This window comes from Enterococcus sp. DIV1083b, from assembly GCF_051713705.1.
GTDB classification, from domain to species: domain Bacteria; phylum Bacillota; class Bacilli; order Lactobacillales; family Enterococcaceae; genus Enterococcus_D; species Enterococcus_D casseliflavus.
In genome coordinates, this window is record NZ_JBIOQJ010000001.1 from 1122452 (window position 1) to 1145371 (window position 22920).

25 protein-coding genes and 1 riboswitch are annotated in these 22920 nt (G+C 43.7%); of the genes, 19 read left to right on the forward strand and 6 right to left on the reverse strand.

What is annotated here, in order from left to right:
• Positions 1 to 114: 114 nt before the first annotated feature.
• A complete protein-coding gene (locus tag IGI69_RS05170) occupies positions 115 to 975 on the reverse strand; it encodes a metallophosphoesterase (RefSeq protein WP_015509322.1) in 861 nt (286 codons plus the stop codon).
• Positions 976 to 1148: 173 nt separating this feature from the next.
• Positions 1149 to 1865, reverse strand: a complete 717-nt coding sequence (locus tag IGI69_RS05175) for a hypothetical protein (RefSeq protein WP_015509323.1) — start codon at positions 1863 to 1865, stop codon at positions 1149 to 1151.
• Between the two features lie 185 nt (positions 1866 to 2050).
• Between IGI69_RS05175 and IGI69_RS05180 the strand changes: the two genes are divergently transcribed.
• The 15 genes from IGI69_RS05180 to IGI69_RS05250 all read left to right on the forward strand — a co-directional run bounded on the left by IGI69_RS05180 (position 2051) and on the right by IGI69_RS05250 (position 16292).
• A complete protein-coding gene (locus tag IGI69_RS05180) occupies positions 2051 to 2821 on the forward strand; it encodes a TatD family hydrolase (protein ID WP_005225534.1) in 771 nt (256 codons plus the stop codon).
• Positions 2814 to 3386, forward strand: a complete 573-nt coding sequence (rnmV, locus tag IGI69_RS05185; RefSeq protein ID WP_016608225.1) for a ribonuclease M5 — start codon at positions 2814 to 2816, stop codon at positions 3384 to 3386. The genes IGI69_RS05180 and rnmV overlap by 8 nt, the downstream gene beginning before the upstream one ends.
• Complete coding sequence (gene rsmA / locus IGI69_RS05190; RefSeq protein WP_086294887.1) at positions 3383 to 4270, forward strand: 16S rRNA (adenine(1518)-N(6)/adenine(1519)-N(6))-dimethyltransferase RsmA; 888 nt, start codon at positions 3383 to 3385, stop codon at positions 4268 to 4270. The genes rnmV and rsmA overlap by 4 nt, the downstream gene beginning before the upstream one ends.
• A gap of 118 nt (positions 4271 to 4388) precedes the next feature.
• Positions 4389 to 5000 (forward strand): hypothetical protein, encoded by a 612-nt coding sequence (locus tag IGI69_RS05195; protein WP_005225537.1) that lies wholly within the window; start codon positions 4389 to 4391, stop codon positions 4998 to 5000.
• A 138-nt stretch (positions 5001 to 5138) separates the two neighbouring features.
• Positions 5139 to 5909 carry a C39 family peptidase gene (locus IGI69_RS05200; RefSeq protein ID WP_086294888.1) on the forward strand — a complete coding sequence of 257 codons (771 nt, stop codon included), beginning with the start codon at positions 5139 to 5141 and terminating at the stop codon, positions 5907 to 5909.
• Between the two features lie 399 nt (positions 5910 to 6308).
• Positions 6309 to 7277, forward strand: a complete 969-nt coding sequence (locus IGI69_RS05205) for a homoserine O-succinyltransferase (protein ID WP_086294889.1) — start codon at positions 6309 to 6311, stop codon at positions 7275 to 7277.
• The gene (locus IGI69_RS05210) at positions 7267 to 8466 is read left to right on the forward strand and encodes a MalY/PatB family protein (RefSeq protein ID WP_086294890.1); all 1200 of its coding nucleotides are present in this window, start codon (positions 7267 to 7269) and stop codon (positions 8464 to 8466) included. Before IGI69_RS05205 ends, IGI69_RS05210 begins: the two co-directional genes overlap by 11 nt.
• On the forward strand, positions 8456 to 9550 hold the full coding sequence (locus IGI69_RS05215) for an aminotransferase class I/II-fold pyridoxal phosphate-dependent enzyme (protein ID WP_086294891.1): 1095 nt from the start codon (positions 8456 to 8458) through the stop codon (positions 9548 to 9550). Before IGI69_RS05210 ends, IGI69_RS05215 begins: the two co-directional genes overlap by 11 nt.
• 256 nt (positions 9551 to 9806) lie before the next feature.
• Positions 9807 to 10637, forward strand: coding sequence for a MetQ/NlpA family ABC transporter substrate-binding protein (locus IGI69_RS05220; RefSeq protein WP_002307592.1), 831 nt, complete (start codon positions 9807 to 9809; stop codon positions 10635 to 10637).
• Between the two features lie 51 nt (positions 10638 to 10688).
• A complete protein-coding gene (locus IGI69_RS05225; RefSeq protein WP_086294892.1) occupies positions 10689 to 12269 on the forward strand; it encodes an ABC transporter substrate-binding protein in 1581 nt (526 codons plus the stop codon).
• Positions 12270 to 12341: 72 nt separating this feature from the next.
• Positions 12342 to 13301, forward strand: a complete 960-nt coding sequence (locus IGI69_RS05230) for an ABC transporter permease (protein ID WP_167823003.1) — start codon at positions 12342 to 12344, stop codon at positions 13299 to 13301.
• Positions 13301 to 14131, forward strand: a complete 831-nt coding sequence (locus IGI69_RS05235) for an ABC transporter permease (RefSeq protein WP_010747808.1) — start codon at positions 13301 to 13303, stop codon at positions 14129 to 14131. Before IGI69_RS05230 ends, IGI69_RS05235 begins: the two co-directional genes overlap by 1 nt.
• A 3-nt stretch (positions 14132 to 14134) precedes the next feature.
• A complete protein-coding gene (locus tag IGI69_RS05240; RefSeq protein WP_005234835.1) occupies positions 14135 to 15013 on the forward strand; it encodes an ABC transporter ATP-binding protein in 879 nt (292 codons plus the stop codon).
• Positions 15013 to 15903 carry an ATP-binding cassette domain-containing protein gene (locus tag IGI69_RS05245; RefSeq protein ID WP_002316738.1) on the forward strand — a complete coding sequence of 297 codons (891 nt, stop codon included), beginning with the start codon at positions 15013 to 15015 and terminating at the stop codon, positions 15901 to 15903. Before IGI69_RS05240 ends, IGI69_RS05245 begins: the two co-directional genes overlap by 1 nt.
• Positions 15900 to 16292: an OsmC family protein gene (locus tag IGI69_RS05250; protein WP_438739948.1), complete on the forward strand. Its 393-nt coding sequence runs from the start codon at positions 15900 to 15902 to the stop codon at positions 16290 to 16292. The genes IGI69_RS05245 and IGI69_RS05250 overlap by 4 nt, the downstream gene beginning before the upstream one ends.
• Positions 16293 to 16347: 55 nt before the next feature.
• Here IGI69_RS05250 and IGI69_RS05255 read toward each other — a convergent pair whose 3' ends face one another.
• Complete coding sequence (locus IGI69_RS05255) at positions 16348 to 17004, reverse strand: Crp/Fnr family transcriptional regulator (RefSeq protein ID WP_015509334.1); 657 nt, start codon at positions 17002 to 17004, stop codon at positions 16348 to 16350.
• 222 nt (positions 17005 to 17226) lie between these two features.
• Here IGI69_RS05255 and IGI69_RS05260 point away from each other — a divergent pair, with 222 nt between their 5' ends.
• From IGI69_RS05260 to IGI69_RS05275, 4 genes are all read left to right on the forward strand, one after another.
• Positions 17227 to 18492, forward strand: a complete 1266-nt coding sequence (locus IGI69_RS05260) for an MFS transporter (protein WP_074932126.1) — start codon at positions 17227 to 17229, stop codon at positions 18490 to 18492.
• 31 nt (positions 18493 to 18523) lie between these two features.
• The gene (locus IGI69_RS05265; protein ID WP_005225550.1) at positions 18524 to 18706 is read left to right on the forward strand and encodes a hypothetical protein; all 183 of its coding nucleotides are present in this window, start codon (positions 18524 to 18526) and stop codon (positions 18704 to 18706) included.
• Between the two features lie 231 nt (positions 18707 to 18937).
• Positions 18938 to 19039: riboswitch (THF riboswitch) on the forward strand.
• 26 nt (positions 19040 to 19065) lie between these two features.
• Positions 19066 to 19596, forward strand: coding sequence for a folate family ECF transporter S component (locus IGI69_RS05270; protein WP_005225551.1), 531 nt, complete (start codon positions 19066 to 19068; stop codon positions 19594 to 19596).
• Positions 19597 to 19726: 130 nt separating this feature from the next.
• Positions 19727 to 20953, forward strand: a complete 1227-nt coding sequence (locus tag IGI69_RS05275; protein WP_074535037.1) for a glycoside hydrolase family 3 protein — start codon at positions 19727 to 19729, stop codon at positions 20951 to 20953.
• A 72-nt stretch (positions 20954 to 21025) separates the two neighbouring features.
• On the opposite strand, the gene IGI69_RS05280 is transcribed toward IGI69_RS05275, so the two are convergent.
• The 3 genes from IGI69_RS05280 to IGI69_RS05290 form a co-directional block, all read right to left on the reverse strand.
• A complete protein-coding gene (locus IGI69_RS05280) occupies positions 21026 to 21877 on the reverse strand; it encodes an Rgg/GadR/MutR family transcriptional regulator (protein WP_081116612.1) in 852 nt (283 codons plus the stop codon).
• 404 nt (positions 21878 to 22281) lie between these two features.
• The gene (locus IGI69_RS05285; protein ID WP_096741410.1) at positions 22282 to 22470 is read right to left on the reverse strand and encodes a hypothetical protein; all 189 of its coding nucleotides are present in this window, start codon (positions 22468 to 22470) and stop codon (positions 22282 to 22284) included.
• A gap of 124 nt (positions 22471 to 22594) precedes the next feature.
• Positions 22595 to 22753, reverse strand: a complete 159-nt coding sequence (locus IGI69_RS05290; RefSeq protein WP_167823014.1) for a hypothetical protein — start codon at positions 22751 to 22753, stop codon at positions 22595 to 22597.
• Between the last annotated feature and the right edge of the window lie 167 nt (positions 22754 to 22920).

Genomic DNA, 22920 nt, shown 5'->3' on the forward strand with positions numbered 1-22920 from the left:
TTGAAAAGTGTTTATTTAGTATATTTTAACACGGTAGGCGCAAAAAGAAAATCAGCGAATCGAACGTTTGCTGAAACGAGTCGCTGATTTTTTCCCAATTGCACCGATGAACAGTTAAGAAACGTTCAATTGCTGTTGCGGTTCTAAATGGTAATAAAGGATCTCAGGTGGGACACCGAGTCGGGCGGGAATCTTGGTCATACCAACCCCGCTGGAAACACTTAATAAGGTCTCATTGCCTAAAAGGTAGAGCCCATCGGTATATTTCAACGCGCCCTTTGTTTTCGCATAATAAAAAGGCAAGCGAATCTGCCCGCCATGGCTATGGCCAGAAAGAATCAAGTCGTAGTTTGGCAGATTGGTGATCCGAGAAACATAATCGGGTTCATGGAGCAAAAGCAGCTGCCATTCTGCTAAGGTTGCTTCATAGGTAAAACTGACTTTCGGACTTTCTATATCGATACCGACAATATTCATCGACGTCTTGTCATCAGAACCAAAAACCGACTCATTATCAAGTAAGGTAAACCCTGCATGCTGGTATATTTCCTTAACAAAGTAATGCCCGTCATTCAAATGGTCATGGTTCCCCATAACTGCGATCTTACCCAGAGGCGCTTGCAATTTTTTCAGCTTTTCGATCAGTCGCTTGGTTGAACGATGCGGCCATTTTTTATAATTATCGATCAGATCCCCTGTGATGATGATCAGATCCGGCTTGTTTTGGATCGTTGATCGAATGATGCGATTCATTCGCCGTGGTTTGTACCAACGAGAAAAATGAAGGTCGCTGATATGGGCGATCACGAGATTGCTTTCTGCTTGATAAAGATCGTAAGCCTTTGAAATATCTAAGACGGTGCGCTTGTCTTTTTTTATGAGGTAGTGCCGTTGTTTGAGAAGATGCGGTTCAATAATAAAGGAGTAAACTAGCAAGCCCGTAAGGAGGAATGCAATAAGAATGAGGGTGTACATGGCGTGGCTCCTTTTTTGATTTGCTAGTTTCTAGCATAGTAGATTCTTACAAAAAAAGCAATCATGCGAAAGCAAAAATAACAAAAAATATCCATCGTATTTCGTTTGTTTCTTCCGTGAAAAAAAGATACAAAAGGGGCGGCAATAGCCTACTTTTGTATCCTAGATCGTAATTATTTGATTTTCACCAAACGTTTAAAGCGTGCTTTGTGTTTGACGGGGATCAAAGCCATGACACAATCATAAGGGACGGAGATGATCGCCCATGCGAGACTTTTACTTGAAGCAAAGGGATAGTTTTGCTTTAAGACAAAATGGCCACTGATCAAGGCAAACCCGATACTGCCGACCCACAGCCATTGCGGGTCCCAATTCGTAAAGTGTTGGAGGGCTGTGATGACAAAGGGATAACCGTAAAAGTACAATGCAGTCAAAACGAAAGTGACATTTTTGGTTAATTGACGCAGGGTCAGTAAGAAAAATAAGCCAGAAAGAACGATACCCAATGGCGGGAACAGACTAACTAAGAAGGAATACACGATGCCCCATACGATCATGCCAGGTCCTTTGACGAGAGCGGCTAAGACAAAGACAAAAAGTAGGAATAAGAGCTGTTGCGAAAAACTTGCTGCTGTCAAAAGTCCGAAGAAACCAACCAATAACCAGTGAGAAAAAGTCGCTGTTTGATTCTTTTGTGGTGTCTGTTGCTGCAATTTTAGCCAGGTAGCAAAATTCGGGAAATCATGCTGGAAATTTCGCTGAAAATCGCTGTTGAATGCTTGATGGGCATTTTGCTGCCGATAGTAATGATATTGATGTTTTAACGTGCCTTTCGTTGCTGCTTTTTGGCCAGAAAAAAAGCGGCCGGGATCAATTTTTGATCGTTCCATATTTCCACCTCCATACAATTTCGTTACCCTCAGTATAGAGAAAATCAGCTTCGGCGTCCTCCAACTTTGGGCGGATTTTTTTGGCTTGCTGAAAGTTTTCTTAAACTGATGAAAAAAGCGAAGAGGATTCGTTTCTTAAACCGTCAAAATATGCTAGAGTATAGAAGGACTAAGGAGGAGATTTCATGATTTTTGATTCTCATACACATTTGAATGCAGAACAGTTTAACGAAGACATTCCCGAAACGGTCGCCCGTGCGCAAGAACTAGGAGTAACGGAGATGGCGGTCGTCGGTTTCGATCAGCCAACGATTGAAAAATCGTTAGCATTAAGCAAAGAATATCCTGGCATTTACAGTATTATCGGTTGGCATCCAACCGAAGCTGGTTCTTATACCCCGCAAGTGGAAACCTATTTGCAAGAGCGCTTGGAACAACCAAAAGTCGTTGCCCTAGGTGAAATCGGTTTAGACTATCACTGGATGGAAGATCCGAAGGAAGTTCAAGAAAAGGTCTTTCGTCGGCAAATGGCGATCGCCCGTGAACATCAGCTGCCTATCAGTATTCATACCCGTGAAGCCTTAGAAGATACCTATGCGATTTTAAAGGATGAAAAAGTCCAAACGATCGGCGGCATCATGCACAGCTTTAGTGGGGACGGCGAATGGGCGAAAAAGTTCTTGGACCTAGGAATGTATATTTCCTTTAGTGGTGTCGTGACCTTCAAAAAGGCGACGGAGGTACAAGAAGCTGCGCAAGTCGTGCCACAAGATCGGCTACTCGTTGAGACTGACGCGCCTTATTTAGCCCCTGTTCCTTATCGTGGCAAGCGCAATGAACCGGGCTATACTCATTATGTAGTGGATAAAATCGCGGAGCTGCGGCAAGAAGCGGTGGCTGATGTTGCGGCCTACACGACAAAAAATGCCCATCGCTTGTTTAGGATCAATGACTAATAAACCGAAAATCGAAGAAATCATTGTCGTCGAAGGCAAAGACGACACCCGCCGATTGCAAGAAGTGTTCGATGTAGATACCATCGAGACGATCGGTTCGGCGATCGATGACACGATCCTTGATCAAATCGAGCACGCCCAAGAGACACGAGGGGTTATCGTGTTTACCGATCCCGATTTTTCGGGAGAAAAGATTCGCAAAATCATTATGGAAGTCGTTCCTGATGCCAAGCATGCCTTTTTACCGCGCAGTCAGGCAGCACCGAAAAGCAAGGGCAGTTTAGGCGTGGAACACGCCAGCCATGAAGCGTTGAAAGAAGCCTTGCGAAAAGTCGTAACCCCGATTGCTTCAAATGAAGTCAGTGAGGGGACCATTGATCGGCAACAGTTGTTAGCGTATGGCTTGATCGCAGGGGCTGGAGCGAAAGAGAAACGAGAGCGGTTGGGGGATCTTTTACGCATCGGCTATACGAACGGCAAACAATTAGAGAAGCGGCTGACAATGTTTCGTATCACCGATGCAGAGTTGGCAGAAGCAATGAAAATAGTGGAGGAAGAATTGTGAAGGAAGAACGGGATATAGCAACCCCCTCAAGAACCAAAGAGATTTTAGCGAAACATGGCTTTACCTTTAAAAAAAGTTTAGGGCAAAACTTCTTAACAGAACCGAATATTTTACGGAAAATCGTAGAAACTGCAGGCATCGACGAGACGACAAACGTCATTGAGGTTGGTCCTGGAATCGGTGCGCTGACCGAACAGTTGGCAAAACACGCCAAGCAAGTGTTGGCGTTTGAAATCGATGATCGGTTGATCCCTGTGTTAGCTGATACGATGCAGCCTTACGCAAACGTAAAGATCATTCATCAAGATGTCTTGCAAGCAGACCTATCAACGACCATTCGGTCAGAATTCAGCGATACGGCTGCTTCATTAAAAGTTGTCGCAAATTTGCCCTACTACATCACTACGCCAATTATGATGCACTTTTTAGAGTCTCAGGTAAAAGTAGATGAAATGGTCGTGATGATGCAAAAAGAAGTGGCTGATCGAATCTCAGCAGTTCCTGGGACTAAAGCCTATGGCTCGTTGTCGATCGCTGTGCAATACTACATGGAAGCAAAGCTGGCATTCATCGTCCCGAAAACCGTTTTTGTGCCCCAACCGAATGTTGATTCGGCTATTTTGAAATTGACGCGTCGATCACAACCAGCAGTCGCAGTCACCGATGAAAAAGAGTTTTTCAAATTAACGAAAGCAGCCTTTCAGCTGCGTCGTAAAACCCTTTGGAACAATTTGCAAAATAGCTATGGAAAAGATGAAACAACCAAACAGTGGTTGGCAGACAGCTTAGAAGCAAGTGGGATCGATCCGAAACGACGTGGAGAAACGCTGTCGTTAGCGGAATTTGCCAAATTAAGCAATGAAATGCAAGCGCGTAAAGGATAACTTCAATAAAAACGGATGTTGAATAAACATTCGTTTTTTTGTGTCTTGACACCTCGTGGAAATACCAGTAGAATAAGCAAGACAGAACTGTCATGACACATTGAAGGAGAGAGTATAAATGAAAAATCATTCCATTCGCCATTTAACGATCGCTGCATTGTTGATCGGCATGGGGATCGTCATTCCCATGGTAATGCCCAAAATCGTCATCGGACCAGCATCTTTTACCTTAGCTAGCCATGTGCCCGTCTTTGTGGCGATGTTCTTTTCACCTGCGATGGCGATCGCGGTAGCTTTAGGAACGACCTTTGGCTTTTTCTTAACACTGCCACCAATCATTGCTTTACGGGCATTGTCTCATGTTGTTTTTGCCGTCATCGGTGCCTTTTATTTACAGAAGCACCCAGATATTTTACTAAAAAATGGCAAACCCTCTTTATTGAATATCAAATTTCAGAGCTTTAACTTGATTATCGGACTGATCCATTCTGCCGTTGAAATGGCCGTCGTTGCCGCCTTTTACTTCACAGGAAATGTACCAGGGACCGCATTCGATGGTAATTTCTACTATTTCTTGTTCGTTTTGATGGGGATCGGCGGGTTGATCCATAGCTTGATCGATTTCAATTTGGCTTATTTTGTTGCAGGTGCCTTAAGCAAACAATTTGATATTCGTTCGTTTTCAAAAGCAAAAGGACGCTTTATCCAGAAACAGAAGAAAGCGGCATAAGCGCCAGTTTGAATAGACCCGCTGCCTAAACGGGTCTATTTTTTTGTGTTTAGATTAAGAAAATACTCCTTCCTAAAAAGTTTATTATAGTGAAATAATAAACAGAAATAAGTTATAATATACAAGAGGAGGAAGTAGATGAAGAAGAAAAAGTTAAAACGGTTACTTTTAGGTATGTTCGTCTTGATGCTCTTCTTTCTGCTGATTTTTTATGACAGTAAGAACGGGCAGTCCCCCTTTGAAAAGATAGAGGATGAATTGACACTAGCACTTTCGGATGAAGAACAAACACCAGAGCCTGAATACAGTGAGGTTATTCAGTTGGATGTTCCGTTAGAAAATCAATTCGATGAAGTGGCGTTAGGGAACGGCTGTGAGGTAACGGCTTTATCGATGCTCTTGAATTTTTACGGATTTGATACCAATAAAAATCAATTGGCGGAAGAATTAGCGTATGTCCCGCTTTATGAGGATTATTATCACCATGGAGATCCACGAGAAGGCTTTGTTGGAAACATCTATGGCGGCGATAGCGCGATGGGGGTTGACGTAGAACCGATCACCGATGTCGCCGAAAGGATTGTAAAAGAGCAATACGAAGTTGTTAGTGGACGAGACAAAAGCTTTGATGAGATCGTCAAAGTACTACAATCCGGGAAACCAGTTTGGATGATTGCGACGTTAGAATTACAAGTACCTGCTGATAAGGATTTCTTTGAATGGGAGACCAAAAGTGGGCAAATCCTTGTGACTGCATTGATCCATTCGGTGGTGATCACCGGCATTGATGGTGATACGATGTATGTCAACGACCCTTATGGATATAAGGATCGTGAAGTCAGCAAAGAAGACTTAGCAGCGATCTATGAAAAAATGGGTCAGCAATACTTATATTTAGAAGAAATCTAAGAAAAATCCCTAACTTGCCGTTGACAGTAAATGAAAAAACAATTATAATTTTTTAAAATTAAACAAAGAAATCGATAACGTTGAAGAGAAGAGTAGCAGATCAACAAAGGTACAGAGACTCCGGTTGGTGAAAAAGGAGACATGCGGTGATCAGTGAAGATGAGCTCTGAGTTTTTTTGTTGGTTCACGCCAGCAAAACGGCATGCGCCCGTTACAGCGCCAAGTATCATAGTGTACTGTTGAGGTGTTATTTGTGAGAATAGCACGAATTAGGGTGGTAACGCGCATCAAGTCGTCCCTTTTATCCGTAAGGATAAAAGGGCGGCTTTTTTTGTTTTTCACAGCCGAAACTGTTCGCCTTCTTTTCAACAAGAAATTTATCTGTAAGGAGTTGAAGCAATGCCGATCATTATTCCCCAAGAACTACCCGCTGCAGCGGTCCTGCAAAAAGAAAATGTCTTTGCCTTACTGCAGCATAAAGCGGTGAAACAAGAGATTCGTCCCTTGAAGATCGCAATCGTCAATTTGATGCCGAAAAAGATCGCCACAGAAAATCAATTGCTGCGCCTGCTTTCCCAAAGTCCGCTGCAAATTGAAGTAACTTTACTGAAAATGAAGTACCACGAAAGTAAAAACACGTCTGTCGATCACATGGAAAAGTTCTATCAAGAATTCTCAGTGATCCAGTCCCAACGATTCGACGGCTTGATCATCACTGGTGCCCCTGTTGAAAAAATGGCCTTTGAAGTCATTGATTATTGGCAAGAACTGCAAGCGATCATGGATTGGAGCCAGACGAATTGCACTTCAGTCCTGCATATTTGTTGGGGGGCACAAGCTGGTCTTTATTATCATTATGGTATCGACAAAGTGTTGTACCCAAGCAAATTGTTTGGCGTCTTCGAACAAGCAGTCACGCATTTTCATCCGCTCGTTCGCGGTTTTGACGACGTCTTTTATACGCCCCATTCGCGCTATACTGGCATCGATGAAGGCCAGCTCGCCCAAGCGCCTTTAGAAATCTTGGCAGCGGGTGTTGAAACAGGGCCTTCCATCTTCGTATCAGAAGATCATAAAAATGCCTTCTTGCTAGGGCATTTTGAATACCACACAACGACCTTGAATGAAGAGTACTTGCGAGACATGGAACGGGGATTAGCTACCGCATTGCCCAAAAATTACTTTGCCTATGACCGTTTAGGCGGAAAAATTACCAACCGTTGGCGGGGACATGCCTCTTTGTTTTTCAGCAATTGGATCAATGAAACCTACTTGCGAACGCCGTATGACCTGTCCGTCACGCCGACGAAAGAAGGTTACCGAATTGGCAGTGAGCCAGAAGGTCGGGTGAGTATCAATGACGATTGAGCATTTTCTCTCCCACTATGCTAGACAGCGAAAAGGCACTGATTCTTTAAAATGGGATCTTGTGGATCAACGGTTCCAAGGAGAAAAGCTTTTGCCTTTATGGGTAGCTGATATGGATTTTGCTGCGCCAAAGGCAGTGGAAGAAGCCTTGCAGCAACTGGTTGCTCAAGGAACCTTTGGCTATGCGATTCCCCCCTCAGGCTATTTTTTAGCCTATCAAGCTTGGCAAGATCGCCACTGGGGGACGAAATTCGAAGAAAAATGGCTCTCGTTTTCCACAGGGGTCGTCCAATCTTTGGTTGATTTGCTTCATTGTTTCACAGAACCAGACGATGGCATCTTGATCCAGCCGCCCGTCTATTATCCCTTTTTTGACAGCATCAAAGAGACGAAAAGGCGCTTGATAGAAGCACCCTTGCAAAAGGTAGGGAATTCCTATCAAATCGATTTTGCTGCTTTTGAAGCCATAATCATTGAAGAAAAAGTGAAACTATTTATTCTCTGCTCCCCCCACAATCCAGTAGGGCGGGTCTGGCAAGAGAAAGAACTGCATCAATTATTGGCCATTTGCCAAAAACATGAGGTTGTCGTGATCGCCGACGAGATCCATCGGGAGCTGATACTCGGTGAGCAGCAATTTGTTTCGGCAATAACAGTGGCGCAGCGTTTAGGTTTTGAAAAACTGATCGTTGTCGATTCGCCCTCAAAAACCTTCAACTTAGCAGGATTATTGCTCTCTCATGTTTGGATTCCTGATTTAGAGATGCGCAGAGCCTATCAGGCGTGGTGCCGACAATACAAGCAGACGGAAGTCAACCGTTTGGGATTGGTGGCTGCGAAAGCCGCGTATGAATCGGGGGATCAATGGCTAGCAGACCTGCTTTTGGTGATTGCTGCCAATGAACAAATGGTCCGCCAGCAACTGCAAGAAGCATTTCCCAAAATTGAGCTCCTGCCATTAGAAGGAACCTATCTTCTCTGGGTCGATCTGCGGCAACTCATTGCCAAAGAACGAACCAAGCACGTGATCCAAGATACTGCCGGTCTGGCAGTCGACTATGGGGAATGGTTTTCACAAGACGGTCAGGGATTGATTCGTCTGAATCTTGCGACAACACCGACGATCATTCAAGAAGCCCTTGATCGCATGATCGAGGCAATCAAAAAGGAGGAACGACATGACGATTGATACAGCAACTTTTCTGGCACAATTAGGCAATCATTCGGATCAGCAAACTGGGGCGATCAGCCCACCGATCTATCTTTCCACGACCTTTGCTCATCCCGAGTTAGGGCAAAGTACAGGCTATGATTATACCCGTACCAAAAACCCGACCCGTGATATCTTAGAAGCAGGTCTTGCTGAATTAGAAAAAGGAGCTCGGGCAGTAGTGACCAGCTCTGGCATGAGTGCGATCGCTTTGATTTTTGACTTATTTACCAGCGGGAGTCGCTTTTTGGTTTCTCGTGATTTGTATGGCGGCAGCTTTCGCTATTTTGCGGAATTGGAAAAAAGCCAACGGGCATTCTTCGATACCTTCAGCACTGTAACAGAATTAAGTGAAAAACTAACTGACGAGGTAACGGCTGTCTTTTTAGAGACCCCAACGAATCCTTTGATGACCGTGACGGATATTGCTGAAACCGCCAGGCTTGCTCACGACCATGGGGCACTACTGATCGTAGATAACACCTTTTTGACGCCGTTACGGCAGTTGCCATTAGAAGAAGGCGCGGATCTAGTGATCCATTCAGGCACCAAGTTCTTATCAGGTCACAATGATATTTTGGCTGGCGTCGTGATCGCCAAAGATGCGCAAGTAGGGGAGCGCTTGAATTATTTAGCCAATACTTCAGGCCCGACCTTGAGCAGCTTTGATACATGGTTATTCATCCGAAGTTTAAAGACGCTGCCGTTGCGCTTTGAACGGCAAGAAGCCAACGCCAAGGAAGTTGGCCGCTTTTTACGAGCCCATCCGGCGATCAAAGAGGTGTTGTACCCAAATGCAGGGGCGATGATCAGTATTCGGGTGCTTGATGAAACCAAAATCAGCGGCTTTTTAGCGGCATTAAAGGTCTTTACCTTTGCGGAAAGCCTGGGTGGTGTGGAAAGTCTCATCACGTATCCAACGACACAGACCCACGCAGATATTCCTCAAGAGGTACGAGAATCTTATGGATTGACGCCGGATCTTTTACGGATCTCCATTGGGATCGAAAGTAGTAAAGATTTGATCGATGACTTAGAAAATGCACTGAAGATATTCAAATAACCCAACCACAGATCAGCTAGTGAAAAACTTACTTTTGTAGAGTAATTTTATTGACAGTTTTAGTTGTATAGGATAAAGTTACACTACATATGAATAGTGAGTCCGATGTTTTCGGTTGACGGCAACAGGGATTAACCATTTCTCCTTTGAAAAAGTAGGTTGTTTTGAGAAACAGAGGGGAAATTGGTCTAGTTGGGCCATTCGACAAGGAAATAGGACGATTGATCTGAGGAGGGAACAAAAGGGGAAAAAAGGGATGAAAAGAAATGTAGTAAATGTGTTGACGACAGGAGTAATTGGGCTGCTTGCCTTGTTTAGCTTGGCTGCCTGTGGCACCAACCAAGCGGATGAAGAAACGACCGTCGTCAAATTAGGTGTCGTTGGCGAACAAAATGAAGCCTGGGAACATGTGCAGGAAGAATTGAAGGAAAACGAAAATATCGACTTGCAACTGGTGAAGTTCACCGATTATCGCCAACCAATCGTCGCACTAGAGGATGGGTCAATCGATCTTCACGCAGCATTGACGGAAATTTTTATGGATAATGTCAACGAAGAAAGTGGTTATTCCAACACGACGATTGCGTATACGACATTAAACCCACTTGGTATTTATTCCGATAAAATCACTGATGTCAGCGAATTGGCAGATGGTGCTACGGTGGCTTTACCCAATGATGTGTCAAATGAAAGCCGCGCACTATTACTCTTACAAACGGCCGGTTTGATCACTTTGGATGAATCAAAAGGGTTACTGCCAACAACCAGTGATGTCACTGAGAATCCCAAAGCCTTGAAATTTGAGCTGCTTGATTCCAATCAAACGGCTCGGGCAATGACCGATGTCGACATCTCTTTGATCAACAACGGCATGGCAGTCGATGCTGGCTTGGTTCCGACAGAAGATGCGATTTTCTTAGAACCTGTGGCTGACTCCTCCACGCCCTATTATAATGTCATTGCTGCGCGAGCAGACGAAGCAGAAAATGATGTGTACCAAACGGTCGTAGCGTATTATCAGACCGATGAAGTAAAAGCAATTATTGACGAAGTTACCAAGAAATCAAGTATCCCTGTTTGGGAATAAAAAGCAAAAAATCTACTATAATTATATAGGAACAGGAAGTAGGATGGAAAAATGATCAATTGGAAAAAAGGTTTAGCAAGTGTTGCCGTCGTTGGACTAGGATTTGTTCTAGCAGCCTGCGGTGGATCAAATACAGAAGAAACGTCAACCAGTAGTGCAGCTGGAGCTGGGGATGATGCAACATTCACTTATGCGATCAGCGGGGACCCATCGTCCACCAACCCGATCAACACCAGTGATCGCTGGGGCTTGACAGTGACAAACATGATCTATTCTCCACTAGTTACAGTGGAAGCAGACGGAACAACACAAAATGCGTTGGCAGAATCAGTGGAACCGGCGGAAGACGGCCTTTCATTGACCGTGCATTTGAAACAAGATGTGAAATGGTCAGATGGCGAAGGCTTTACCGCCGATGACGTTGTTTTCACATATGAACAAAAAGTCAAAAAAGAAAATGGCAATGCCGATTCCCTTTGGGTCGACGACCAACCAATCGCGATCGAAAAAGTGGATGAATACACCGTCAAATTCGTGTTGCCGACACCGAGTGCGGCAGCGATCAGCAATATCGCAACTGAAACATACATCATTCCAGAGCACATCTTTAAAGATGTTAGCGACTTTTCGGTCAGTGAACTGCCTGAAAAACCAGTTGGTACGGGTCCATATCAATTGAAAGAATACAAACGTGGTGAGTACTTTACTTTTGAAGCCAATGAAAACTATTATGGCGGCAAGCCTTCGATTCAAAACGTGACCTTGCGGATCATTGAAAGTACTGATACGGCCAAAGTTGCTTTGCAAAAAGGGGAAGTGGATGCAGCCGTTGTCTTGCCTTCAGATATTGAAGACTTAGATGATACGCAAATTTCTGTTTATCCCTATACAGAAAACCGCATCGGATACTTAGGCTTAAATACTCATTCAGATGCATTACAAGATGTGAAGGTCCGTCAAGCAGTCTTGTATGCGTTGAACAAAGATGAATTAAATCAAGCTGCATATCTAGATGAAGAGTATTATGCAACACCGTATTCATTCTTACCACCGAACAATCCATACGTCACCGAAGATGTCGAGAAATATGAAACAAATGCTGAAAAAGCAAAAGAGCTTTTACAAGAAGCAGGTGTCACTGATTTGTCATTGAACTTGGCGTTCAACTCAACTGACCCAGCTCAAACGATCCAAGCTACGTTGATCCAACAACAATTGCAACAAGCAGGCATCACAGTTACCCTTGAAGGGGGCGATGGTACTGCGATCTTCACTGAGTTGAAGAAACCTGATTCAACGAAGTACAACTTATTCCTTGGCGGGTATATCATGGGAAATGACCCCGACTTATACGGCAGTCTATTTGAAACTGGCGGTAGTGCCAACTACTTCCAAAGCAATAGCGAAACCATTGACAATTTGTTTGCGCAAGCAGCAGTTGAATTGGACACAGACAAGCGTGAAGCATTGTACGATGATCTGCAAAAAGCCATTGCTGACGAAGCGATCATTTACCCAATCGTTGACAACAAGAAAATCTTAGCGGTCAATAACCGAATTGGTAATGTAGAAGATGCAGGCTTGATCCCAATCTATACATTCGAAGATATGTCTAAATTGACAATCAAGTAAATCCATTGGCTGTGATAAAGAGGAATCTTTTTTATCACAGCTTTTTTCTATGAAAAAGAAAGAAGGTCAATTATGTTTCGATATATTGCAAAACGAGTATTGCAAGCAATCCCTTTGCTATTTGTGATCTCTTTTATCGTATTTTCACTTATACATATCGCCCCGTATGATGTGATCGATTCCATCACGACACCGAATATGTCACAAGAGCAAATCGATCTGTTGCGGCAGCGCTATGGCTTGGATCAACCCTTTTTGGTTCAATATTTTCTTTGGATCAGAAATGTTCTTACTGGTAATCTTGGCTTTTCTTTGGTGTCTCAAAGTAGTATTTCACAAGAACTTGCGACTCGGATCCCGAATACGATGCGGCTAGTGATCCCTGCATATTTGACCGCTTTATTGCTGGCGATCATTTTGGGCCTGTTGGCTGCTGCCAACAAAGGAAAGATTTGGGATCGGATCATTGACGCTGTGGCATCTCTAGGGATCGCTGTGCCGACCTTCTGGTTTGCGATGATCTTGATTTATGTGTTTGGTTACTTATTAAATATGTTTCCGATCATTGGCATGTATACGGTCGGTAAAGAAGGGGATTTTGGCGATTTTCTGCAGCATTTTATTTTGCCTTATACCACATTGACTGTCGCCTTCTTCCCAGATTTGACAAGGTATATTCGGGCATCAGCGACTCAGCAAGTATCAGAAGACTACGTGATGGTGCAACGGGCATTCCACGCCAGCAAATGGCAGATCTTCAGTCGTCACATTAGTCGCAATATTTTGATTCCCGTTGTCACCCAAATCGGCTTGGCGTTACCGATGTTAGTTACCGGTGCGATCATTACAGAAACGATCTACGGCTGGCCGGGCGTCGGACCTTACTTGATGAGTGCAACGAAAAGCCTCGATTATCCTGTGATCATGGCGATCATGCTGCTGTCAGCAACACTGGTCATCTTAGGGAATTTGTTAGCGGATGTATTATATTCCGTGGTTGATCCACGTATCCGTAAAGGAGGGAGCAAGTAATGAAACGTTTCAAAAAAATCAGTGAAGTCATGCTTGCTTCGCCCATCTATACTTTTTCTGTCGTTTTCTTGACGTTATTGATCGTGTTATCGCTCGTTGCGCCTTTGATCCCGATCGATCCCAATGCAACGGATGTCAGCAACATGTCACAGCCACCGAGCTGGGCTCATTTGTTTGGGACTGATGAAGTGGGGCGGGATTACTTTATTCGGGTCGTCTACGGCGGTCGGGTGTCCTTGTTTGTAGGTGTGTTGGCAATGATCACTGCGACGTTTATCGGGACCCTTGTCGGTCTTGTTTCTGGCTACTTTGGCGGATGGATCGATAACTTGCTTATGCGGCTCGTCGATGTGTTGTCATCAATTCCTTGGCTGGTGTTAGTGATCGTTTTGAGCGTCTTTTTACGTCCTGGACTAACCACGATCATTATTGTGATCGGCGGGTTTTCATGGATGAACATCGCTCGTTTGATTCGTGGTGAAACGTTAGCAGCGAAAGAACGGGAGTATGTTGCTTACGGGAAATTTATCGGTCGTTCTTCATTCAGTATTATCGTGAAGCATGTTTTCCCCGCAGTACTGCCAACCTTGATCGTTGCGGCATCCGCAAGTATTTCTGGTGCGATCATGACCGAATCAGCGTTGAGCTTCCTCGGATTAGGGATTCAGCAACCGATGGCTTCGTGGGGCAGTCTGTTGCAAAACGCGCAAAACAGCTTGCAGCGGGCACCATACATGGCGATTCTTCCAGGGCTCTTTGTTATTTTCACCATCTATTCCTTTAACAATATCGGCGACATGATCAAACATGTCTTGCAGAGAGAGGTGTGACCGATGAAGACAGAGTTATTAGCGATCGAAGCGTTGAATGTGACATTTCAAAGCAAAACCGGTCCGAAACCGTTAGTAAAAAATCTTGATCTGGTAATTCCTAAGGGCAAAGTCGTTGGGATCGTTGGCGAATCTGGCAGCGGCAAAAGTATGACCATGAAAAGCGTCATGGATCTTTTGCCTGATAAAGTGACCGATCACTATACCAGTTATACATTTGAAGGAGCAGCAGTGACCGATCGTCGAACATTACCGATCGCCATGATTTTTCAAGACCCGATGACTTCGTTAAATCCTTTGCGCACGATTGGCTATCATTTGATCGAAGTGATTCGCCGCTCACAAAAAGTATCGAAAAAAGCAGCACAAGAAATCGCCGTCAAAGAGTTAGAAAAAGTCGGCATACCTTTTCCAGCACAACGCATGAAACAATATCCTCATGAGCTATCTGGGGGGATGCGTCAGCGGGTGATGATTGCCATGGCTTTGTTGGCGCAACCGAAATTGCTGATCGCAGATGAACCGACAACGGCTTTAGATGTGACGATCCAAGCACAGATTTTGGCATTGATCAAAAACCTGCAAAGAGAGAACCAGCTTTCCGTCGTCCTTGTGACCCATGACTTTGGGGTCGTTGCAGGAATGTGCGACTTTATTAAAGTGATGTATCAAGGCCGAGTCGTGGAAGAAGGAACCACGGAAGAAATTTTTTATCAGCCGGAACATCCTTATACGAAACAATTATTGCAGGCGGCCCATTTAGGCGACAAGCATGCCGAATTAAAAGTCTTTGACTATCATGAGACATTGGCAGATGAACTGCAAGAAACGCAGCTATCTAAGACCCATCGCGTTTGGCGCAATCAGGAGGTGACAGAATAATGGAAGAACTGATTCGCGTAGAACATGCGACGAAAACCTTTCGCAGCAAAAACTGGCGCGGCACTGTCAGTGAAGTCCGAGCGGTCGAAGATGTCAGCCTAACGATCCATCGGGGCGAGACATTAGGGCTAGTAGGGGAATCAGGGAGTGGGAAAACCACTTTAGGACGCAGTATTTTAAATTTAGAGACCTTAACAAGCGGGGAGATTTTCTTTGAAGGCAAAGAGCTAACAGCATTGACGGCAGAAGATCGCAAAGCAGCGTATCAGCAAATGCAGATCATTTTCCAAGATCCGTATTCATCATTGAATCCCCGCATGACGGCACTTGAACTGGTGATGGAGCCGTTGTATCATGAAACGAAAGATGCTGCCCGAGCGAAAGCCAAAGAAATCTTAGCGATCGTCGGGATCACGGGTGATGATGTCCATAAACTGCCCCGCAGTTTCAGCGGCGGACAACGGCAACGGATCGGCATCGCTCGTGCGGTGGTCAATCGCCCGGCGTTCGTCTTGTGTGATGAACCGACTTCGGCATTAGATGTCTCCATTCAGGCTCAGATCATCCAATTGCTACTGCGTCTGCAAAAAGAGTTTTCGTTGTCTTATTTGTTCATTTCCCATGACTTGTCCGTGATTCGTCATATCAGTGACCGAACAGCCGTCATGTATCAAGGGAAATTAGTTGAATTGGCACCCACCGACCGTTTGTTCGACAATCCGCTGCATCCTTACACGAAGAAATTATTAGCAGCAGCGCCGATCGCTGATCCTGTGTTAGCAAGAGGTGCGATGGAACAAACGGAAATTCAAAGCACGATTACTTTGACACCATTGTATGAATGGGTCGAAGTTGAACCAGATCATTTTGTGAGGAGAGAAAAACGATGACAGTAGAAACATTGACGATCCATCAAGGAAGCGACAAATTTGAAATGACGACCCCAACTGGCAATTGGGTATTAGCACGGGAAAAAGGCTATTCGCCAGTCCAAATGCTGGTGAGTGCAGTCTCTGCTTGCGGCGGCTATGTATACGCATCCGTCCTAGAGAATTCAAAAATCACAGCAGAAATCGAAAAGATCGAAGTCAGCTATGACCGGGACGACAACAAAAAAGCCCAACCAGTCAGTGCCATCCACATTCAGTTTTATGCGAAAATCGCTGAAGCCGACCATGACAAAGCGACCCGTTGCCTAAAACTCGTTTCACCAAATTGCCCCGTGATCCAATCATTAGATCCAGCGATCGAAGTGACGGAAACAGTGACGTTTATTTAATCGAAAAAGACTTTGTGTGCCTGAAACCAATAGGCGTACAAAGTCTTTTTTTTGATCAATAAATAATATTCTCCCGAATAAAGTCGATATCTGTCACTAATAGTTTGCGATCGACACTTTTTAGGGCGCCAGATTCTCGTAATTTTTGCATCATTCGATTGACACTGCTGGCAGAGGTAATGCCGCAAAAGCGAGCGATCTCCTCATTGGTGACTTCAAAGTCAATCAAGACACCATCTGTTGTCTTGATTCCGAACGTTTCATACAGCTCATTGATTTGGGTACAGACAGCACCAAATTTGCCGTTCATCAGCATTTGCTGCATCTTTTTCATCGTATCCATCAAGTTTCTTCGATAATACTCTTTGACATAATCCTGCAGCAGGCGATCACGATTGACATCTGCCCAAAATTGATCCCGCACGATTTTGTATAATTCGGCTTCTTCTGATTCAACCCGCACATTAAAAGGGGCTTCGACTTCTTGAGAGGATTCGTCTTTAAACAAAGAGACGATCTCAAAATCCGTCAAATAGCGCAAGTTGAATTCGCGCCCTTCATGGGTCACTACGCTAGTTTTGATGATGCCTTTTTTTAAAATATAGACGTACCGATCCGGGATGCCTTCATATGTCAAGTAACTCTTTTTCTTACGGATAACGACCGGTATTGCTTGTTTTTCTAAATAATCACGTAATATCTGTTTCTCCACCCACGTTACTCCTTCACTTCATGCCAACCCAACATTTTCTGAAAAAAATTTGAAATTTCCTCTATTCATGCTTCATTAAAAGACATTTCTGGTGAAAAAGCAATAACAAATGTTAATGTTTCTTGTTAATGCTCTTTTTTAACAGCAAAAGCGCATTTCAAGCAGAGGAAGTTTCGGTATAGTAAAACGCATCACAGCACAAACAGGAGGAATGGAAGAAACATGTCAGATAGGGAAACCAATCAAGAAGGAGTCGTCAGCTCGTTGCCGTCAACTAAAAATGAAAAACTATGGAACAAAGGGTTTATCACGATTACCTTGATCAATTTTATCGTCTTTCTCGTGTATTATTGTTTTGTCGTCATCACCGCGAAATTTGCCACGCAGGAGTTAGGGGCATCCACTGCACAAGCTGGCTTGGCAGCGGGGATCTACATTATCGGGACCTTGATCGCTCGCTTGTATGTTGGGAAAATTTTAGAATTAGTTGGTCGTAAAGCCGTTTTGCGCTGGGGGATATTGTTTTATGTCATTACCACCGCTGCTTATTTGGTCTCAGTCAACATTTATATTTTAGATGCGGTGCGCTTTTTCAATGGCTTTGCTTATGGTGCCGTCTCGACTGCGGCTAATGCGATCGTCACCGCTTATATCCCAGCTTCCAAACATGGCGAAGGGATCAATTACTATGGATTAAGTACTAGTTTAGCAGCGGCGGTCGGACCTTTTATTGGTATGCTTTTACTACCGACAGTCGGCTTTGATTTCATTATTTGGTTAGCAACTATTTTATCGATCGCAACAGCCATCGCTTGTTTCTGGTTCCCAGTCAAAAACATCCCATTGACGGAAGAACACAAAGCACAGCTGCAAAAATGGTCCGTCAAAAGTTTTGTCGAACCAAAAGTTTTTTTCATTTCTGGGATTGCCTTTTTGATCGGGTTGGCTTATTCCAGCGTTCTCGGCTTCTTATCGATCTACGCCAGTGACCTTGGGTTGGAAACGGCCGGTGCCTTTTTCTTCATCGTCTATGCACTTTCTGTGACCTTCACACGGCCAATGACGGGCAAACTGTTTGACCGCCATGGCGCAGATGCAGTCATGTATCCCAGCTTTCTTTTCTTGACCCTTGGTCTTTTCTTATTGAGTATTACTGGCAATAGCTGGATGTTGTTGCTTGCGGGTTGCTTTGTCGGCTTGGGCTATGGCACCTTCATGTCCAATGGCCAAGCCGTCTGTCTGAAAGAAGTCGATCCTCACCGAGTCGGCGTAGCGCTCTCCACTTATTTCATCGGGCTGGATCTTGGCTTAGGCGTAGGTCCCTATGCACTAGGAAGCTTACACGGTCTGTTTGATTATTCGCAAATCTACATCTTATGCGGACTGATCCCAGTCGTCGTTCTTGTTTTATACAAATTGTTTTATAAAACGAAACGCGCAGTTGCCGCCGTTGGTACGATGAAGCAGCCAATCAACGAAGAAGACTAACCTCAACCATTACAAAAAGGAGTGTTTCACCATGGATAACAATCAACTGATTATTGAAGCATTGAACAAATTAGTAACGAATATCAACGAATTGAATGAAGAAATGCATGCCATGAAAGAGGTCACCGCAACAATGACCCATGAACAGCTTGCTATCGATCATCAATTACGCGACATCAAATCGGTATTGATCAATGACAATCTGATTGGGTAAATTGTCATAAGGCTTGAAAGGAAACAAGAAACAAGAATGAACGCTTTTTTTGAGAATGTTTGCTGCTCACTTACTGGTGGTAGAAAGATTCACATGAGAAAAGCGTTTTTTTGATGCACAAAAAAAGAAAAGCGAACATTGGCAGATTTTGTACAAGAAAATAAACAAGAAAAATTGTAGCAGTCCGCGCTTGTATGCTATAGTGTGTCTGGGTAGCAATACCTAAAAAAAATCAGAGTAGGAAATAAAGCGTTAAGTGCTGAAAGGATGGGATGTTGCCTTTCGGACGAAGAACGATCATTCGTTCGCGGTTTTATTTTCGCATTCGCTGCATGAATTTGTAGCAACTCTAAAAGGAGATGCTCGCTATGAAAAGAAAAGTCGATGCACACATGATTGCGGTCATGGGACTTTTGATTGCCTTAATGGTGGTCTTGTCGCAAATCTTGGGGTTTGAAACCTCCTATATCAAAATCACATTTTCCTTTGTACCCCAGCTGATCATGGGTATGCTGTTTGGTCCGTTTTGGACAGCAGTTGGCTCGTCATTAGCTGATATCGCAGGAATGGTGATTTTTCCAAAATCAGCCTACTTTTTTGGCTTTACCATCAATGCCTTCGTTGGTGGACTGATTTATGGCTACTTCTTTTATCGGAAAGAAGTCACATTAAAACGAGCGGCGATGGTCGTCTTGTTAAATACACTTTTAATAACCTTGATCTTAACACCGATCTGGTTAGCTATGATGCTGAATATTCCTTTGACAAGCTGGGCGATTTGGTCGGTCCGCTTGCTAAAAGCAGTCATCATGTTCCCGATACAAACTGCGTTGATTTACATCGTAGGGCGTGCGGTACCATACAAACGGCTGATCCGACGGTTCGTTTAACGAGTAAAAAAGAACGATAACATCCATTGAAGTGAATCATCTGCGAATATTTCGTCAGTGGTTCACTTTTTTCTTTCTAAGGATTGGCTTAATCATTCTCAATAACTTGTTTAGAGGGGAAGGGGAATCTATGAATAAAAAAGGACTCGCTATGGGACTGTTTCTTTTCTTGGTCTTAGCAGCAATGGGAGGGATGAAGTGGATGATAGAACAGCAAAAACAGCAAACCGAAGAGCCAGCCATGATCCAGCAAAGCAGCTTGAGGGACGAAACACAGGAAGAAAGCAGGGAAAGCCAGGAAACTACCTCAGTTTCCACGTCAACTTCTGTTTCAACTTCCACGCAAGAACAGCCAGAAGAGGCAATAGCAGAAAAAATCGCCACGATGAGTTTGGAGGAAAAGGTCGGGCAATTGTTTTTTGTGCGTGTGCCAGAAAGCAATCAAATCGAAGAGCTTCAAAAGTATCATTTCGGTGGCTATCTGTTATTCGGCCGTGATACCGAAAATGAGACGGCGGAGAGCTTGAAACAGAAAATTTCAGATTACCAAGCAGCCAGCGCCATTCCGCTGTTGATCGGTATGGATGAAGAAGGGGGCACAGTGACTCGCATCAGCCGCAATCCGAACCTTACGGATCAGCGTTTTCTCTCACCACAACAGCTGTATGCCCAAGGTGGATGGTCGGCGATCGAAGAAGATACAGCAAAGAAAGCGGAAATTTTAAAAGCTTACGGCATCAATGCTGGGCTGTTTCCCGTTGCCGATGTTTCCACTGATCCGCAGTCCTTTATCTACGACCGAACCATTGGCATGGATGCGCAGGGCACGAGTACGTTTGTAGAACGTGTGGTTCATGTTTTACAGAAACACCACGTTGGGTCTACCTTGAAGCATTTTCCTGGCTATGGCAACAATCGTGACTCGCATGTCGAAATCGTCACCGATGACCGCCCGCTATCTGCACTGCGGGAAACGGATTTTCTGCCTTTTGCCGCAGGGATCAAAGCTGGTGCCGATAGTATTTTGGTGGCGCATACGATCGTCAATAGTATCGATAAGACCGTACCCGCCTCTATTTCAAAACCCGTGCATGAGCTGCTGCGAAATGAATTGCATTTTGAAGGGGTCATCATGACGGATGACTTGGATATGGCAGGACTTTCTGAGTTCATTCCGCAAAAAGAAGCCGCATTACAGGCGTTGCAGGCGGGAAATGATCTAGTGATCTCCTCTACCTATCAAGAACAGATCCCTTTTGTGGTACAAGCGGTTGAAGATGGCCGCTATTTAGAAGCTGATTTGAATGCTTCCGTCAAACGAGTCTTGCTCTGGAAAGAAGCATTGCATTTACTTTAAGAAAAAAATAAACCTGCTGTTTCCTCCGTGTAAGAGAGTTGTTCTCTTACTGAGAGGAAGCAGCAGGTTTTTTTAGATACTCTGAGCCAGTGCCTCTAATTCTTTGGCAAAGGCTTCTTGACCAATAAATCGCAAATAGTCCAATGCTTTTTCAATCGTGGCCATTCCCAACGTACGATCGCCTTGGAACAAGGCGTAAATGCCTTCGAAATAACGAATCATCAAGCGGATACGATCATTGTCCGGCGGCAGGTGATCGGCTAGATACGTCAGCACATGCGCCAACTCGGCAGGTTTTTTGCGATCGATAAACAAGAAAGCCGCATTCGTCAGCAATTTTGTGTAGATTTGATAATTGATACTTAACGCATTGCTGTAAAAAATTTTTTTATTCAGGTGTTTCATTTGATACAAGATGTACTCGTCAGAAAAGAGGAAGAGCAGATTGGTAAATAAGGAGATTTCAAATTTTCCCCACGTGTCGATGCGTTCCAAGTATTTCTTGATGGTCGCTTCGATGATGCGCCGTTCTTCCTCGTCGGTAACCACGCCTTTTTTCTCTAAAATCAAAAAGAATTGACTATACAGGACATAATAGAAGAAATCCTTCGTGGTTTTATACAGCGCTTGGGCTTTGTTGATCAAAGAAAGGACTTCAGAATACTTGCTTTCATAGTAAGCGGTGGTCAACTGTTTGGATAGCTGCTTTTTCTCGCTGACTTGATTGTCATCCAAGCGATACTCAAATTCCTCCAAAGTGACATTTAAGCGGTCCAAATATTGGTGCAAAATATCAAAGGCGATGCGGTGCCCTTTTTGTTCAAAGGTTGCCAGTGTACTGCGTTCTGAAATGTTCTCAACCAATTTTCGCTGTGAGATATTTCGTTCCGTTCGTAACTCTTTTAACAAGTCATTGGCCTTCAAAAAATCCCTCCTAAAAAAAGTGGACGGAAAAATAGTCCAAATATGTTACAGCTTTATTTTGCGGGTAAACTTGAAGAAAGTCAATTAAAGGAGGAGAAATGGATGTTTGATTTTTTTAGTTTTCCCTGGGAAGTTGTAGAACTAATGGCTAACGTTTTTTCTTTCTTCAAATAATCGATCCTTTGTGATTGGTTAGCAATTGATTTTTTAACAGGAAAAAAGTATAAGTGGTTTCACGTAATAAGTTACTGTTCATTCGCGCATTCAAACGCCCTCTCCCCAAACAGCTTACCCTGTCAAGGTGCGTAGGTCTGCCGAATCCCTTTTAAAAAAGGAGCAAACACAACAGCGAGTGATTGCTCTTTTTTTGTTGGTTAAAAAACCTGCATACGGCATCGCAACAGTCAGTTTTGCTTTTTCTTGAACATTGGTTCATTCGGATCAGAATAGTAATCAGGATTGAATTCATCATCGATCGATACCCCGAAAAGAGAAACGAGACTGGGAAGAAACCCAATCATGCCAAGGACGACGGCAACTGGAAGGTAGAATTTTTTGTGCTTGTACCACGGAAGCTGCGATTTCTTTTCCATAGGAAATCCCCCTTTTCGCTTAGTGTAACATGTTCTCAAGTCGGTGTGAATAAATATGATGTTGATAAAATTTCGTTTGGGGGATGTGTATCATTCGTTACACTGATTTAGGAATTGTATAGGATCAGTTGTAGATGATCATGGCAGAATAGCCGTAAAAACTTGGGCGATACTGAATCTCAACAATTTTTAAACCATTATCCTGAATAAAGTCTAAATACTGGTTGACTTTATTCTCAAAGGATTTTTCAGAAAAACCACTTGAAATTATTTTTACGTTCATTGCGTCACTCCTTTTATTAAGATAAAACCATTATATATTTGAACAGAATTAAAAACAATGAAATTATTCAAAATAAATAAACTGTGTTCTTTTTATTTGTTTTATATGATTAATAATTCTCTTTTGTGTTATAAGAATATATGTATTAGATAGCTGGTAATACAAAG